Genomic DNA, 15,316 nt, shown 5'->3' on the forward strand with positions numbered 1-15,316 from the left:
GGCCTGCGGGACACATGCATGGCTGCGCCCCGCAACGGCCTGCCGCGCCCTCTTTCCCGGCATGATGCGCCATGTGGTCCTTCCCCTGCGACATATCCAAGGCTGGACAGCACGACAGGCGCACAACGGGCGTCAGGAGTGTCCGTGATCTTTGTGTAGCGGAATCCAGGAACAGGCGTTGCGCCAAAGCGCGATGGACGCGGTGAACCATCGTCGGGTGACGACTGGCGCAGCCCGTGGTACAGGCCATGCCGCACGTCAGGACATTTTTCTTGCAGATCCGTATGATTTGTCGGCAAAATACGACAACAAAACGCTCCATCTGTAGGCGACGGAGAAAGGAACATCCCCGGTTCGCCGTACCCGCGCGGCGAACCGGGAAATCAGAAAACAGATCGGCGGACGGCTAGGCCTTCTGCACCATGACGGTGTCCGTGAACATGGCCGTGACCTTGAACATGCCGTGGGGCGTCTCCACGAGATGGTCACAGTCCGGAAAAAGCTGGACCGTGGGGTTGAAGGCGTCGCCCACATAGACGTCCTTGGCCTCGCCGTTGGTCTCGAAACGGATGGACGTGCCGTCGGCCAGGGTCACCATCTGCTCATGATTGATCTCAACCGGCAGATCGGCTTCGGTGAAGTTCATCGCGTGCTCCTTTTGCCAAACGTTTGGGCGCTGCCGCCCGTGCCGCAAAGGCCCATTCCGGGCTTTCCATTTTCTATAACTATAGGCCGAACCAGAAGATAATCAAGATAATTTTTTCACAAAAACCTCGCCGCGCCATCATTTCCAAAGTCGGCCCGCACGGATCGTTTTCAGGAAATGCATCTGGCCCCACGGCGTCCGCCGCCCCCCCAACGTCCACTGTCCGACATCCCGGGAAAACGGCCAACGGGATGCACCGGTCCCAAGATTCACGCGGCACGCCACGTCGCAGACGCCAGCCAGCCGCCCTGTCGGCCCCCTGGCGCACCCAAAAAAAAGGCTGCCGACAACGTCAGCAGCCCCAACAATCTCGAGCCGGTCGCGGCAACGCCCGTGCCGAACGGCGGGATTTTGCGCCGTCCCGCCCGGCGGCTTGGCCGCCGCTGACGGCGCAAAGCCCCGGTTTCTTCGAAACCGGGGCTTTGTCCTCAGTCGAAGCGACCAATGAAAATCGGCCGCCAGATCTCTTTTTCCAAAAAACACCCAGGGCTCACGCGCCCGGGAGTTCCCGATGCGTTCTCAAAACGCATCCGCGCCAATTCGCAGGGAATCCCGTTTCCCGCCGGGATTTCCGATACGGGAATCCTGACGCCTTCACAAAAACATGCGCTCCCTACATCCCGAGCACGTAGGCGAAAATCAGCGGGGCCACGATGGCCGCGTCGGAGTTGATCATAAAGGAAGGGGTGCCCACGTCGAGCTTGCCCCAGGTGATTTTCTCGTTGGGCACGGCCCCGGAATAGGAACCATACGAGGTCGTGCTGTCGCCGATCTGGGCGAAATAAGCCCAAAACGGCGTGTCCTCGTGCTCCAGATCCTGGATGAGCATGGGCACCACGCAGATGGGGAAATCCGCCGCAATGCCGCCGCCGATCTGGAAAAATCCGATGGGCGTCCCGGCCTTGCCCATGGCCGTGTACCACTCGGCCAGCTTTTGCATCTGCTCGGTGCCGTGGCGCACCGCGCCGTGGTTTTTCACCCGGCCGCTGATGACCTCGGAGCAAAAGATATTGCCCAGGGTGCTGTCCTCAAAACCCGGGGAATAGATGGTCAGGCCCTTCTCCTTGGCCGCCAGCACCCAGGAGTGCTCGGCCGGAACCTGGAAATGGTCCTGGATGCCCGGCTGGTCCAGCAGATCATACATGAATTCATAGGGAAATTTCGGCGAATTGGTGTCCGCAGCCCTCTTCCACAACTCGGCGATCTGGCGCTGCACCTGCCGCAAAACCCCTTCGGGGATGCAGGTGTCCGTGACCCGGTTGAACCCCTGGTCGTAGAGCTCCTTCTCCATCTCCGGAGACAGGTCGCGGTAGTGCGGCACCATCTTGTATTCGTTGTGGTTGAAGAGGTTGAACAGATCCTCTTCCAGGTTGGCCGCCGTGCAGCTTATGGCGTGCACCTTGTCCTTGCGGATCATCTCGGCCAGGCTCACGCCGATCTCGGCGGTGCTCATGGCCCCGGCCATGGTCAGAAACATCTTGCCGCCGCGATCCAGCAGATCGCGCCAGCCCTTGGCCGCGTCCAGGGTCTCCCTGGCGTTGAAGTGCCGGAAATGGGTTTCCATAAAACGCGTGATCGTAGACATCTCGGCTCCTTTGCTGGTCGGCCGCCCCGCAGCGGCCCGTCAAAACGGGGTGGCCCTTGGTGGCCTGTGGTGGTGTGGAGACGATTTTTCCGCGCCAATTCGCCACTGCGCCCGGTCACGTTACGGAAATTCCCGACCGAAGACAACCGTGGCGGCCACCCCCTGTCGCGTACGCATGATCCGCCCGCACCCCCAGGCGCACGCTCCGGCCGACACCCGACACCCCCCGTACGGACAACCGGGGTCCGGCCCGGACCTGGGCTGGATTTTTCCCCGGGCCGGGGGTATCCCCGCCCCAGGCCGACATCCTGGGGCCGTCCAAGGAGCCGATATCCCGTGCGCGTCAAACTGTTCATCCCCTGCCTGGTCCAGGACGCCATGCCCGAGGCAGGCCTCGCCTGCCTGCGCGTCCTTCGCGCCGCAGGCGTCGATCCCATCGCGCCCGCCGGACAGACCTGTTGCGGACAACCGCTTTTCAAGCTCGGCCACGCCGCCAGGGTGAAGCCCCTGGCCCGCCGCATCCTCGACCTCTTTGCCGACGCCGACGCCGTGGTCTGCCCGTCCGGTTCCTGCACCCACATGATCCGCCGCTATCCGGAGCTTTTCCCCGACGACCCGGCCACTGCCGCAAAGGCCCGCTCCCTGGCCGCCCGGACCTACGAATTCACCCAGTTTTTGGTGGACATCCTCCACGCCGCCGACTTCGGCGCGACGCTTCCCACCACAGCCGTCTACCACGACTCCTGCCAGATGGGCCGCACCCTGGGCCTTTCCGCCCAACCCCGGCTGTTGCTCTCGCACGTCGCCCACCTCACCCTCCTCGAGCCCGCCACCCCGGACGCCTGCTGCGGCTTCGGCGGGCCGTTCAGCATGCGCTTTCCCGGCGTGTCCGAGGCCCTGACGCACGACAAAATCCAGGCCATCCTGGATACCCACGCCACCACCGTCATCTGCGCCGAACCAAGCTGCCTGCAAAACATCAAAGGGGCCCTGGCCCACAACCATACGCCGCTGCAAACCCTGCATATCGCCCAGGTGCTGGCCACCGGCCTGGGTGGGATGAAGACCTGTGGGGGCGCTGCCCCCACGCCCCCGGCAGGGGGATAATCCCCCTGCACCCCGTGTTGCGCGGCGGCTTTCGCCGGGGGTTGCGCCCCCGGCGAAAGCCGCCGCGAATCACCGGCCGCATGGCGCTTGCTCCGGCCGGGAGCCCGCGTTTCCGGGTCGTGGCCCCGGCCGCAAAGCGGCCGGGGCCACGACCCGGTGACGGGGGGTCCGGGGGGAATGATTCCCCCCGGGCGGGGTACGGGGCGGCAGCCCCGATCACACAAGGACATCACATGGACACGTTCGAACAAAGGGCCGAAAAAGCGGCGGCGGATGCGCGGCTGCGCGGCGTGCTGCGGCGTGCGGCAGGCGTCTTGCGCGGCCTGCGCGAGCGCGCCTTTGCCGATTTCGGGGATATCGAGGCGGCCAAGGCGCGGCTGCGCAAGGCCCGGCTGCGCTCTGTGCTGCGGCTGCCGGAGATGCTTACCCGGCTTGAGGAGCGGGTCACGGCGGCGGGAGGCGTGGTCCACTATGCCGGGGATGCGCACCAGGCGCGGCAGATCGTGGTGGGCCTGGCCCGGGATCGGGATGTCCGGCTGGTGGTCAAGGGCAAGTCCATGATCAGCGAAGAGATCGGGCTCAATGGGGCGTTTGCCGAGGCGGGCATCGAGTCCGTGGAGACGGACCTGGGAGAATACATCATCCAGCTTGCGGGCGAAGGCCCGTCGCACATCATCTCGCCCGCCCTGCACAAATCCAAGGACGAGGTGGCGGCGCTGTTTCTGGAAAAGCTCGGGAAAACGGCGGAGACGGCCCCGGAACTGACGCAGATTGCCCGGGAGGCGCTGCGGGAAAAATTTCTGGCGGCGGACATGGGGGTCACGGGCGCGAACATGGCCGTGGCCGACACGGGCAGCGTGGTGCTGCTGGAAAACGAGGGCAACATCCGCTTTTCCACCACCTGCCCCAGGGTGCATGTGGCGGTCATGAGCATCGAGAAGGTGGTGGAGACGCTTGACGACGCCGGGGACGTGCTGGCGCTTTTGCCGCGCAGCGCCACGGGGCAGCGCATGCCGGTCTACCTGTCGGTCTTCACCGGCCCGCGCCGGGATGGCGAGGCGGACGGGGCCGGGGAGTTCCATCTGGTGCTGCTGGACAACGGCCGCAGCCGGATTCTGGCCGATCCCCTGATGCGCGAGATGCTTTTGTGCGTGCGCTGCGGGGCCTGCCTGAACGTGTGCCCGGTGTATAAGACCATCGGCGGCCATGCCTACGGCTGGGTCTATCCGGGCCCCATGGGATCTGTTTTGACGCCGCTGCTCATGCCGTCCAGGGAGACCTTCGCCCTGGCCCACGCCTGCACGGGGTGCGGGGCCTGCCGCGAGGCCTGTCCGGCGGGCATCGACCATCCGGGGCTGCTTCTGGAGTTGCGGCGGCGCGGCGTTGAGGACATGGGCTGGTGCGGCCCGGGCGAACGCCTGCTGGCCGGGGCTGCGGCGGCCACGCTGGCGCGTCCGCTCCTCTACCGGGGAATCATGGGCGGCCTGCGGGCCCTGGACCCGCAACTCCGGGCGCTGTCGAGATTTCCGGGACTGCGGGCGTTCGCCAGGACGCGCCAGGTTCCCAGGCTCAAGCCCCCCTTCTGGTCCCGGGCCAGGGCCATGGACCGGGAAAGGCTTCGCCGGGGAGGCGACCGATGAAACCTTTCGAAAAGGCCGCCGCCAACGACGCGCGGCTGGCCATGCTGTCGCGTCTGGAAAAGGCCTTGATGGGCGCCCCGCTCCCGCCGGGAAAAAAGCCGGTCCAGACGGTTACCCGCGCCGACCCGCCAGACGGCGACGCCCTGCTGGCCACCTTCCTGGGCAATCTGGACATGGCCGGGGTGACCCACCACACGGCCGCGACCCCGGACGAGGCGGCAAAGGCCATCCGGGCTTATGTGCGCGCCAGGGAGGCGCAACGCGTCGCGGCCTGGGACGGGGACGTGCTGGAGGGCATGGCCGGATTCGACGTGCTGGAGGTGGTGCGCGACATGGGGTTGGAGGTGGTGACGCCGCACGGGGTGCGGCCGTGTCCGGGCGTGGCCCTGTCGGAGGTGGGGATCACGGGGGCGGCGGCGGGTTTGGCCGCGACCGGGACCGTGGTCGTGACCAGCGGGCCGGGCATGCCCCGGTCGGTGTCCATCGTGCCGCCCGCGCACCTGGCCCTTGTGCCGCAAAGCCGCATCCTGCCCGACCTGGCGGCCTATTTCGCGACGCTTTCCCCGGCCGCCGGGCTCCCCTCGGCCATCCACGCCATCTCCGGGGCCAGCAGCACCGGCGACATCGAATTCGTGTACGTCAGGGGGGCGCATGGTCCGGTGGCCGTACAGGTGGTCGTGCTGGGCTGGCGGTAGTCAACCACGCTCAGGGTCAGGTGTAGGCAGCACTGGCGGCATCGAGTGCGCCTTGTTTCACGGTTCGCCCGACGAGCTGGCGATGCATGCCCTTGTATCGTGACGACTGTTTTTTATCAGCATATATTGCGCAGGCAATCTTAGGCATTTCCAGCGCCAACAGTACGAGACGAATAGAATTTGCAATTGTTCGAAAGTCCTCTTGTAAAATTCGAAATATAATTCTATTATGTGTATTTTTTATTTTAGTTCAACAACCTGGTATGCATGATGAATAGCTCAAGGTTATCTGTGATGTAATCTCCATCCCACCCTGATCGCAATGCATTTTTCACGAAGAATTTTTCTTTTGTGCGCCCTGTCGGCATGATAGTACAATTTGAAGCCTTGTCCCCTTGACGTGCACATTTTTTTCAGGCATTTTTTATTCAATAATGGCTTTCAGGCCTGTTTCTGTCATTCCCATGCATCCCTGCTTTCTGACTTGGCGTCTTGCCCCGCCGGGCACATCGCATCGCTCATGATCGGAGGGTATCCCATGCAGCAAAATACCTGTTCACCCCGTCTCTCTCCTCTTCCGGCGCTTCTTACGGCGTTCACCATGTTGCTGCTGGCGTCCTCCCCCGCGCTGGCGAGATCCTACACCCTGCCCGGCACGGGGCAGACCGCCTGTTACGACAACGTGCTGCTGCTCAGTCCCTGCCCTACGGCAGGCCAGCCATTCTACGGCCAGGACGGCAACTATCCCGGAAGTCCTCCCGCGTATGCCGCAAGCGGGGAAGTGGTGGCCGACACCGTCACCGGGCTGGGCTGGCAAAAGGCCGATGACGGCGTCTCGCGTTACCTCGAAGAGGCAAGGGCCTACTGCGAGGGTCTGACCCTTGGCGGTTATTCCGACTGGAGACTCCCCACGCGTATGGAGTTATTGACCATTGTGGACGCTTCCCGGGCTGCTCCGGCCACCAACCCCGTCTTCACCAGTGGTAACGGAAAGTACTGGACGACAACCCTACAGGCAGGCGACGCATCCGAAGGTTGGTCCGTGCGGTTTTCCGACGGCCTGGCTTCCTACGACGGTATTTCCAACCCCTACCTTGTGCGATGCGTGCGGGGACCAGCTCTCTAATATCCGCCAACAAAGCGAGGCACATATGCACATGCTGCATAAATTTTATATTTTCAGTCTGGCCATGCCCATTCTGTTGTACTGCGCCCAACCCGCCGTAGCTTCGTTCGTGGACAATGGCCTCATGGTGCTGGATCAATCCACGGGATTGCAGTGGGAGAAGGGACAAAGCGACAGCGAGATGGCCTGGGAGCAGGCGCTGTCGTATTGCGAGGCCCGCACCACAGGAGGAGTGACAGACTGGCGGCTGCCGAACAAGAAGGAGCTGGAGAGTCTGGTTGACGACACCCGCATCAATCCGGCCCTTGACCCGCTGTTCCCCGCCCCGGGCTCCTCGGTCTTCTGGACGACCACCACGGCTATCGGATATGATTTTTTTACGTATGCCTGGATAGCCTCCCTCAACACCGGGACATCGTATACGCAGGTGAAGACCTGGGGAGGCCGGGTCCGCTGCGTCCGGGGCGAGTCCGGCGAGCAGCCCATGCCCATCGAATCCTCCAACATGCTTCTCTTGAACATGGAATGATGCGGCGGCCCAAAAGCCGCTCCCTCGGTATCCGGGGCCAGCAGCACCGGCGACATCGAATTCGTGTATGTCAAAGGGGCGCACGGCCCGGTGGCCGTACAGGTGGTCGTGCTGGGCTGGCGATGACCCGCTGCCTGTCGTGAGGCGGAAGCGTCGTACGGACGCCCCGTCCGATGAGCCGAAACCCGGATTTTTGAAAATAACGGAAAACGGCGCGTTGCGAGGGGTGCGCTGCGTCAGACGAAGGCGCTGAGGGTCTTGGCGGCCTGTTGCTCAAACTCGGCCAGGATCCCGGGCAGCCTCTCCGTTTGGATGCCCAGCGACTCCCAGGCCGAGGCCTCGAAAGGCGGCAGCACGTAGAGGTTGCCAAGCGAGATCTCCATGGCGTTGGCCAGAAGATCCGCCACATGGATGATGGCCGCCTGCCGGGGATTGCCCGCCTCGGCCGGGGCGTGGTGGTGGTTGATGCCGTCGCTTATGCCGCTGGGGAACCGCCAGTGGGCCAGAAGGGGCTTGCTGACATCGGTGTGGATGTAGCCGAAGGTCGCGCGTTCGGCCTCAACGACCGGCACCCGGTTTTCCCGGGCGTACAGCAGGGCGTCGGTGGAGGCGTAGGGCATTTTCTTGAAGAGGATCAGCCGCCCGGCGTCGTGCAAAAGCCCCTCCACGAAAAACCGTTCCACGTTGTTGACCCCGGCGGCATTGGCCAAAAGCTTGGCAAAAAGCCCACAGGACACGGCATGCCGCCAAAAGGACCGCATGTCCACCAACTCCGGGGGGATGCCCTTGAAGTAGTTGATGGCCGTCACCCCCAGAGCCAGGGTGGAAATCTGCTCCATGCCGATCAGCGCCACGGCCCGATCAATGGTGTCCACGGCTCCGGAAAAGTTGTAGAGGGGACTGTTGGCCAACCGCAAAAGCTTGGCCGACAGGCTCACGTCCCGGCTGATCAGGGCCGTGATGCGGCCCATGGAGGATTTCGGCGAGTCCATTTCCTCCTTGAGCTTGAAATAGATGTCCGGAAACGAGGCCAGCTCCGTTTCGTGGGCCACCAGCCGGGCCGGGGCCGCGATCTCCATGGGCATGACGTCGGCGAGATGCTCCACGTTGACCGCCCGCCGCTCCTCCAGGGACGGCAGGGCCACGCCCCGGGCCATGTCCAGGGCCACGGCCCCGGCCACATGCCGATAAAGGGCCAGGATGACGGGATGGTCCGGGTCCAGGAAGGCGAAAAACTCGCTGGCGTAGGCAGCCGCCCCGTCCAGGTGTTCGTTGACCGCGTCCTGGCTGGGAGCTGCGCCCCCCGAGGCGTCGTCGATGTCCACCTCCGTGACCCCGAGCCTGCGAAAACTGTCCAGATGGCGAGGGCCGATGACCTGCCCGGCGGGCAGGACAAGCCGCCCGTCCGGGGTGGCGACGTCCGCCGCCGCGACCATTCCTGGAATGATGGCGTCAATGGAGATACGCGGCATGGCTCACCCGCCTTGGGGCGCTGCGGCCGTACCCGGCAGCGGCACGGGGACGTTGCGCGAGAGCGCCCGGGAGTATGTGATGACGTTTGGCATCGGTTCCTAGATCTTTTGGTAGGCCACGGCCCCGGAAATGAATTTGGGCCGGAAGGCCGAACTGATCTTATGCAGGGTCTCCGAATGCCCGAGCACCAAAAAGCCGCCCGGCGCCAGGTTCTCGTAAAACGACCCCACCACCTTCTTCTTCATGGCGTCGTCGAAATAGATGATCACGTTGCGGCAAAACACCACATGGGACTTGGGGATGCGCTTGACGGCCATGATGTCGTTTAAATTGAGCACGGAAAACGACGTGAGCGACGCCACATGGGGCGCGACCTTGAGGCCGTCCTTGGCCACCGTGAAATACTTCTTTTTTATCGTCTCGGGGGTGGTTTTGAAGGCGTAGTCGGCATAGACCCCGGCCCGGGCCTTGGCCACCATGGCCGGGGAAAGGTCGCAGCCGGTGATCTGGATTTTCCAGCGCCGGATGTCCACCCCGAGCTCCTCGTGGAGCATGATGGCCAGGGTGTAGGGTTCCTCGCCCGAGGAACAGCCTGCGGACCAGATGTTGATCTCCAGGCGGCCCGCCTTGCGCTGTTCGGCCAGAAGCGGCAGCAGGATGTGGGTTTTGAACCCGTCGAGCTGTTTCAAGTCCCGATACAGGCTGGTCTCGTTGGTGGTCACCAGTTCGTAGACCTGCTGCAACTCCTTGTCGCGGCCCGGGTCGTGACGCAAAAGGCGCAGATAATCGCCAAAGGACTTGAGCCCAAGCTCCCCCAGGCGCTTGCCGAACCGGTTTTCAAAAAGGTACTTGCGTTTTTCGTCCACCCAGATGCCGCATTTGGCGTAAATAAAGTCCCGAAGCTCCCGGAACTCGTCGTCGGTGATGGCCGCTGTACGCCGCAAAAGAAGCGGTCCGGGGGCGGAGGTGGTGGAGAGGGATATGCTCATGTTTTTGGAAATAGCTGGATTTCACCCGCTTTTAGCAGGGGTTGTTTCCGATGACAAGCCGATGCGCCGTTTTCCGGGATCGTTTGAACGACACGTTCCGAAGGCATGAGCAGGTACACCGTTGCACATGCTTTGCAGGACGCAGATTTCACCTGGAACTGCATACGCCGTCACCAGACGAGGGGATGCAAAAAAGTGGGCACCATGGCACTATGGCTTTTTTCCCGGCCGTGTGCAACGATTTTGAGGGAGGCGGAACTTAGCGCAAAATGGCGGCGACACCCGGGACACGGCAACCCGCCCAGACAAGGAGGCCACCGGCCATGAAAAGTTATCGCAAGGAACTGTGGATGCAGGTGCCCTCCCGGCGCGGCTTCGTGAACATCACCCCCGAGGTGGAGGCCTGCCTGCGCGAATCAGGCATTCAGGAAGGCCTGTGCCTGGTCAACGCCATGCACATCACCGCCTCGGTGTTCATCAACGACGACGAACCGGGCCTGCACCACGACTACGAGGTCTGGCTGGAAAAGATCGCCCCCCACGAGCCCGTGGGCCAGTACCGCCACAACACGGGCGAGGACAACGCCGACGCCCACATGAAGCGCCAGGTCATGGGCCGCGAGGTGGTGGTGGCGGTCACCGGGGGACGCCTGGACTTCGGGACATGGGAACGCATTTTCTACGGCGAGTTCGACGGCCGCCGCAAGAAGCGGGTGCTGGTCAAGATCATCGGCGAATAGGCCCGGCCGCCCTTTCCGGCCGCGCCCCCGGGTCTTTCCCGGTCGCGCCCCGGGTCTTTCCAGATCGCGTTGACAGGCCCAAACACCATCGCATAAGCAAACATCCTCGCCCCGCCGGTGGGCGGGGAGAAGGTTGCATGGCGCACATCTTTCGGGTTGGCGAACTGACACGGGCGGTCAAGGAGGTGCTCGAGGCCGAATTCCCGCTGGTGTTCGTGCGCGGCCAGATCTCCAACCTGTCGCGGCCCTCGTCGGGGCACATCTATTTCACCCTGAAAGACCCCGAGGCGGCCCTGGCGGCGGTCTGGTTCCGGGGGGCCCACGGCGGGGCCACGACCGGGGCCGGGGAACGCTACAACCCGGCCACGGGCGAGGTGCTGGAGCCGGGGGCGGCCATGCGCCTGGGCGACGGCATGGAGATCTTGTGCGCCGGGCGGCTGACGGTCTATCCGCCGCGCGGGGTCTACCAACTGGTGGTGGAGATGGTGGAGGAGCTCGGCGCGGGCAGGCTCCACCAGGAATTCGAGGCCTTAAAGCGCGAGCTGGCCGCCTTAGGCTATTTCGACGCCGGTCGCAAACGCCCCCTGCCGCTGCACCCGGTGCGCGTGGCCGTGGTCACCGCCAGCACCAGCGCCGCCGTGCGCGACTTCATCAAGGTCGGCCGGGGGCGTGGCTTCGGCTGCCAGGTCCGCATCCACGACACCCCGGTGCAGGGAGAGGCCGCGCCCGGGCGCATCGCACAGGCCATCTCGGACATCGGCCGCCAGGGCTGGGCCGAGGCGGCGGTGCTCATCCGGGGCGGCGGGTCCATCGAGGATCTGTGGGCCTTCAACACCCGGATCGTGGCCGACGCCATTTTCGCCTGCCCCGTGCCCGTGCTCACGGGCGTCGGGCACGAGGTGGACGTGACCATCGCCGACATGGCGGCCGACGTGCGGGCCGCCACCCCCTCCCATGCGGCCCAGACCCTGTGGCCCGAGCGGCGGGTCTACGTGCAGCGCGTGGACGACCTGGAGACCGCCGCCGTAGCCGCCGTGCGCCGCCTCCTGGGGGATCTTGATGCGCGGCTGGCCCACCTGTCCCGGGGGCTGTCCTGGCTGTCCCCGGCCCACCGCCTGGAGCGCGCGGCCCTGACCCTGGCCGCCCTGGCCGGGCGGCTGACGCGGGCCGGAGAGACCCTGGCCGACGACGCCGGGCGACGGCTCACGCGGCTGCGGGACCGCCTGGAGCGGATGGTTTCACCGGGCGGCAGGCTGGATGCGGATCTCGCCCGGGACCGGGCAGACCGGCTTTCGCAACGCCTGGAGGCCGCCATGGAGGGGATCGTCCGGGACAGGGAACGCGCCCTGCGGGACGCCGAACTGCGGCTGGCCGGGCTCGATCCCATGGCCCCCCTGGCTCGGGGCTACAGCCTGACCACCCTGGTCCGCACGGGCAAATTTCTGCGCCGGGCCGGGGACGCGGCAAAAGGCGACAAGATAGAGGTCATGGTGTATGAGGGAACGATCCGGGCCGAGGTGACGGAGGCGGCGGGCGAGGCCGCGCCGTGTCCCGCCCGGGAACCGGAGCGCGGGGGAGGCCGGAGATGAGCGTCAGGCAGGAATCGTTCGAAAAGACCCTGGAACGCCTGGAGGCCGTGGTGGCCAGGCTGGAATCCGGGGACGCGTCCCTGGACAAGGGCGTGGCCCTTTTCAAGGAAGGCATGGCTCTGGCCGCGTCCTGCCGCAAGCGGCTCGACGACGCCAAAATGGAAATTTCCCTGGCCCTGGGCGGGCCGCAGGGCGGCGTTGCCCCCTTTGTCGGCGAACCCGGGGACGAGGACGCCCCGGAAGGGCCGGGAGGCGGCGCGGATGTGGGTTAAAGACAGACTGGCGGCCTATGCCGCCTTGACCGCCGACTATCTGCGCGACCGCTTCGGCCGACGGCTGCGCGAGGCAGGAACCCCCGAAACCCTGATCGCCCCCATGGAATACAGCCTGCTGGGCGGGGGCAAACGGCTGCGACCGGCCCTGTGCCTGGCCTTCGCCGAGCTCCATGGCCTGCCGCCCGGGAAGGTTCTGCCGTTCGCCGCCGCCTTCGAGCTGATCCATACCTATTCGCTCATCCACGACGATCTGCCGGCCATGGACGACGACGACCTGCGCCGGGGACGGCCCTCCTGCCACAAGGCCTACGGCGAGGCCCAGGCCATCCTGGCCGGGGACGCCCTGCTGACCGAGGCCTTCGGGGTCATGGCCGAGACGGCCCCGGCGGTCCCGGAAAAAGCGGTGCTCACGGCCCTGGCCGAGGCGGCCTTTGCCGCCGGAAGCGCCGGGATGGTGGGCGGCCAGATGCTGGACATGGACTATACCGGCGCGTCCGGGGTGAGCCTGGCCCAGGTGGCGGCCATGCAGGCCAAAAAGACCGGGGCGCTGATCCGGGCCGCCTGCGTGTGCGGGGCCATCCTGGCCGAGTGCGCCCCGCAGGACGTGGACCGGGCGGCCCTCTACGGCCAAAGCCTGGGCGCGGCCTTCCAGATCGCCGACGACATCCTGGACGTGGTGGGCGACGAGACGGCCATCGGCAAGCCCGTGGGCAGCGATCAGGCCATGGGCAAAAACACCTTTCCCTCCCTGGCCGGGCTTCCCCAGAGTCGGGAGATGGCCCTGGCCGAGGCCGACACGGCGGTGCGCGCCGTGGCCGACCACGACGGGGAGGCGGCGCGGTTTTTGCGCGAACTGGCCCGCTATGTGGTGGACCGCGTTTCGTAGCACTGGACTGGCGTATCGCGCCGGGAGACATGATGTCGGACTTTGAACAGCAGTCACTTCGGATATTGACCACCCTAGCCGACCCCGGAGAGGTGGCCGCGCTTTCCCCCGAGGATCTGGCCTGCCTGGCCCGGGAGATTCGCCAGGTGATCATCTCCACCGTCTCCATGACCGGCGGCCATCTGGCCCCGTCGCTGGGGGTCGTGGAACTGACCCTGGCGCTCTTACGGGCCTTCAACCCGGCCAGGGACAAGATCGTGTGGGACGTGGGGCATCAGGCCTACGCCTACAAGATCCTCACCGGACGTCTGGAGTCGTTCCACACCCTGCGCACCTTCGGCGGCATAAGCGGCTTCCCCAAGCGCAGCGAAAGCCCCTACGACCACTTCGGGGTGGGCCATTCCAGCACCTCCATCTCCGCCGCCCTGGGCATGGCCATGGCCCGGGATATGGACAAAAAGGACCACCACGTCATCTCGGTCATCGGCGACGGCTCCATGACCGCCGGGCTGGCCTACGAGGGCTTAAACCAGGCCGGGGGCTGGGGCGGCAAGCTCATCGTGGTCTTAAACGACAACGAGATGTCCATCGCCAAAAACGTGGGGGCCTTGTCCCTGTTCCTAAGCCGCAAACTGGCCCACCGCTGGGTGCTGCGCCTGAAAAAGGACATGGAGGGCTGGATCAAGTCCCTGCCCTACGGCCAGGATCTCATGGGCTACGTGCGCCGGGGCGAGGAGTCCTTCAAGAGTTTTTTCACCCCGGGCATGCTTTTCGAGGCCTTCCGCTTCAACTACCTGGGCCCCATCGACGGCCACGACGTGGAGCGCATGAGCCAGGTCTTCGAGGAGGTCAAAAACATCGACGGCCCGGTGCTGGTCCATGTGCTCACCAAAAAGGGCAAGGGCTATGTCCCGGCCGAGTCCAACCCCACCTATTTCCACGGCGTGGGCTGCTTCGAGCCCGAGACCGGACTGTCCGAGCCCGGATCGGCGGTCGCCCCGGCCACCTACACCGAGGTCTTCGGCAACACCCTGTTCCAGAAGGCCCGCACCAACCCCCGCATCATCGCCATCACCGCGGCCATGCCCGAGGGCACGGGGCTGTCGGCCTTCGCCGAAAAACTGCCCGGGCAGTTCGTGGACGTGGGCATCTGCGAGCAGCACGCCGTGACCTTCGCCGCCGGGCTGGCCACCCAGGGCTACCGGCCGGTGGTGGCCATCTATTCCACGTTTTTGCAGCGTTCCTACGACCAGATCGTCCACGACGTGTGCCTGCAGAACCTGCCCGTGACGTTTTGCCTGGACCGGGGGGGGCTGGTGGGCGAGGACGGCCCCACCCACCACGGGGCCTTCGACCTGTCCTTTCTGCGCCACATCCCGAACCTGGTGCTCATGGCCCCCAAGGACGAGGCCGAGCTTGCCCGCATGCTCGTCACGGCCCTGGCCCACGACGGCCCGGCGGCCATCCGCTACCCGCGCGGCATGGGGGTCGGGGCCAAACCGGATCTGCGCCCGGCGCCCATTCCCCTCGGCCAGGGGGAGCTTGTGCGCCAGGGGACCGACATCGCCGTCATCGCCATCGGCAGCCGGGTCCATCCCTGCCTGGCCGCGGCCAAGGCCTTCTGCGCCGCCACGGGCGCGTCCGTGGCCGTGCTCAACGCCCGGTTCGTCAAGCCCCTGCCGGAAGCGGAGATCATGGAGCTTGCCGGGGCTTGCAAAAAGCTGCTGGTGGTGGAGGAAAACGCCCTGTCCGGGGGATTTGGCTCGGCGGTCCTGGAGCTTCTGGCCGACAAGGGAGCCCTGGCCGGACTGACGGTCAAACGCCTGGGGCTGCCCGACGCCTTCGTACCCCAGGGGCCGCAAAAGACCCTGCGGGAAACGCTCGGCCTCGACACCGCAGGCATCGAAAAGGCGCTTTCAGAGCTTATGGGCTGATCCCGCCGCGAGACCGCGAGACGGCGGCCAGGGGAAGGGCCT

General features: G+C 65.4%; 14 protein-coding genes. 10 read left to right on the forward strand and 4 right to left on the reverse strand.

What is annotated here, in order from left to right:
- Positions 1 to 406: 406 nt before the first annotated feature.
- The gene (locus GD606_RS07425; protein ID WP_163303773.1) at positions 407 to 646 is read right to left on the reverse strand and encodes a hypothetical protein; all 240 of its coding nucleotides are present in this window, start codon (positions 644 to 646) and stop codon (positions 407 to 409) included.
- A 673-nt stretch (positions 647 to 1,319) separates the two neighbouring features.
- On the reverse strand, positions 1,320 to 2,291 hold the full coding sequence (locus GD606_RS07430; protein WP_163303772.1) for a deoxyhypusine synthase family protein: 972 nt from the start codon (positions 2,289 to 2,291) through the stop codon (positions 1,320 to 1,322).
- Between the two features lie 336 nt (positions 2,292 to 2,627).
- Between GD606_RS07430 and GD606_RS07435 the strand changes: the two genes are divergently transcribed.
- The 5 genes from GD606_RS07435 to GD606_RS07455 all read left to right on the forward strand — a co-directional run bounded on the left by GD606_RS07435 (position 2,628) and on the right by GD606_RS07455 (position 7,388).
- On the forward strand, positions 2,628 to 3,398 hold the full coding sequence (locus GD606_RS07435) for a (Fe-S)-binding protein (RefSeq protein ID WP_163303771.1): 771 nt from the start codon (positions 2,628 to 2,630) through the stop codon (positions 3,396 to 3,398).
- Between the two features lie 233 nt (positions 3,399 to 3,631).
- Positions 3,632 to 5,038, forward strand: a complete 1,407-nt coding sequence (locus GD606_RS07440) for a lactate utilization protein B (protein ID WP_163300187.1) — start codon at positions 3,632 to 3,634, stop codon at positions 5,036 to 5,038.
- On the forward strand, positions 5,035 to 5,733 hold the full coding sequence (locus GD606_RS07445; RefSeq protein WP_163300188.1) for a LutC/YkgG family protein: 699 nt from the start codon (positions 5,035 to 5,037) through the stop codon (positions 5,731 to 5,733). Before GD606_RS07440 ends, GD606_RS07445 begins: the two co-directional genes overlap by 4 nt.
- A gap of 520 nt (positions 5,734 to 6,253) precedes the next feature.
- Positions 6,254 to 6,859 (forward strand): Lcl C-terminal domain-containing protein, encoded by a 606-nt coding sequence (locus GD606_RS07450; RefSeq protein WP_176629249.1) that lies wholly within the window; start codon positions 6,254 to 6,256, stop codon positions 6,857 to 6,859.
- A gap of 25 nt (positions 6,860 to 6,884) precedes the next feature.
- Positions 6,885 to 7,388 carry an Lcl C-terminal domain-containing protein gene (locus GD606_RS07455; RefSeq protein WP_176629250.1) on the forward strand — a complete coding sequence of 168 codons (504 nt, stop codon included), beginning with the start codon at positions 6,885 to 6,887 and terminating at the stop codon, positions 7,386 to 7,388.
- A 236-nt stretch (positions 7,389 to 7,624) separates the two neighbouring features.
- Here the strand turns inward: GD606_RS07455 and GD606_RS07460 are convergent, their stop codons facing one another.
- Together GD606_RS07460 and GD606_RS07465 are read right to left on the reverse strand one after the other, a co-directional pair.
- Positions 7,625 to 8,860, reverse strand: coding sequence for an HDOD domain-containing protein (locus tag GD606_RS07460; RefSeq protein WP_163300191.1), 1,236 nt, complete (start codon positions 8,858 to 8,860; stop codon positions 7,625 to 7,627).
- A 99-nt stretch (positions 8,861 to 8,959) separates the two neighbouring features.
- Positions 8,960 to 9,850, reverse strand: a complete 891-nt coding sequence (locus tag GD606_RS07465) for a CheR family methyltransferase (RefSeq protein ID WP_163300192.1) — start codon at positions 9,848 to 9,850, stop codon at positions 8,960 to 8,962.
- Positions 9,851 to 10,173: 323 nt separating this feature from the next.
- Here GD606_RS07465 and GD606_RS07470 point away from each other — a divergent pair, with 323 nt between their 5' ends.
- The 5 genes from GD606_RS07470 to dxs all read left to right on the forward strand — a co-directional run bounded on the left by GD606_RS07470 (position 10,174) and on the right by dxs (position 15,274).
- A complete protein-coding gene (locus tag GD606_RS07470; RefSeq protein ID WP_163300193.1) occupies positions 10,174 to 10,590 on the forward strand; it encodes a secondary thiamine-phosphate synthase enzyme YjbQ in 417 nt (138 codons plus the stop codon).
- Positions 10,591 to 10,727: 137 nt separating this feature from the next.
- On the forward strand, positions 10,728 to 12,179 hold the full coding sequence (gene xseA, locus GD606_RS07475) for an exodeoxyribonuclease VII large subunit (RefSeq protein WP_163300194.1): 1,452 nt from the start codon (positions 10,728 to 10,730) through the stop codon (positions 12,177 to 12,179).
- The gene (gene xseB / locus GD606_RS07480) at positions 12,176 to 12,451 is read left to right on the forward strand and encodes an exodeoxyribonuclease VII small subunit (protein WP_163300195.1); all 276 of its coding nucleotides are present in this window, start codon (positions 12,176 to 12,178) and stop codon (positions 12,449 to 12,451) included. Before xseA ends, xseB begins: the two co-directional genes overlap by 4 nt.
- Complete coding sequence (locus GD606_RS07485) at positions 12,441 to 13,340, forward strand: polyprenyl synthetase family protein (protein ID WP_163300196.1); 900 nt, start codon at positions 12,441 to 12,443, stop codon at positions 13,338 to 13,340. Before xseB ends, GD606_RS07485 begins: the two co-directional genes overlap by 11 nt.
- 32 nt (positions 13,341 to 13,372) lie before the next feature.
- Positions 13,373 to 15,274 carry a 1-deoxy-D-xylulose-5-phosphate synthase gene (dxs, locus tag GD606_RS07490; protein ID WP_163300268.1) on the forward strand — a complete coding sequence of 634 codons (1,902 nt, stop codon included), beginning with the start codon at positions 13,373 to 13,375 and terminating at the stop codon, positions 15,272 to 15,274.
- The last annotated feature ends 42 nt before the right edge of the window (positions 15,275 to 15,316 follow it).

Origin of the sequence: Desulfolutivibrio sulfodismutans DSM 3696 (assembly GCF_013376455.1) — a bacterium.
Taxonomy (GTDB): domain Bacteria; phylum Desulfobacterota; class Desulfovibrionia; order Desulfovibrionales; family Desulfovibrionaceae; genus Desulfolutivibrio; species Desulfolutivibrio sulfodismutans.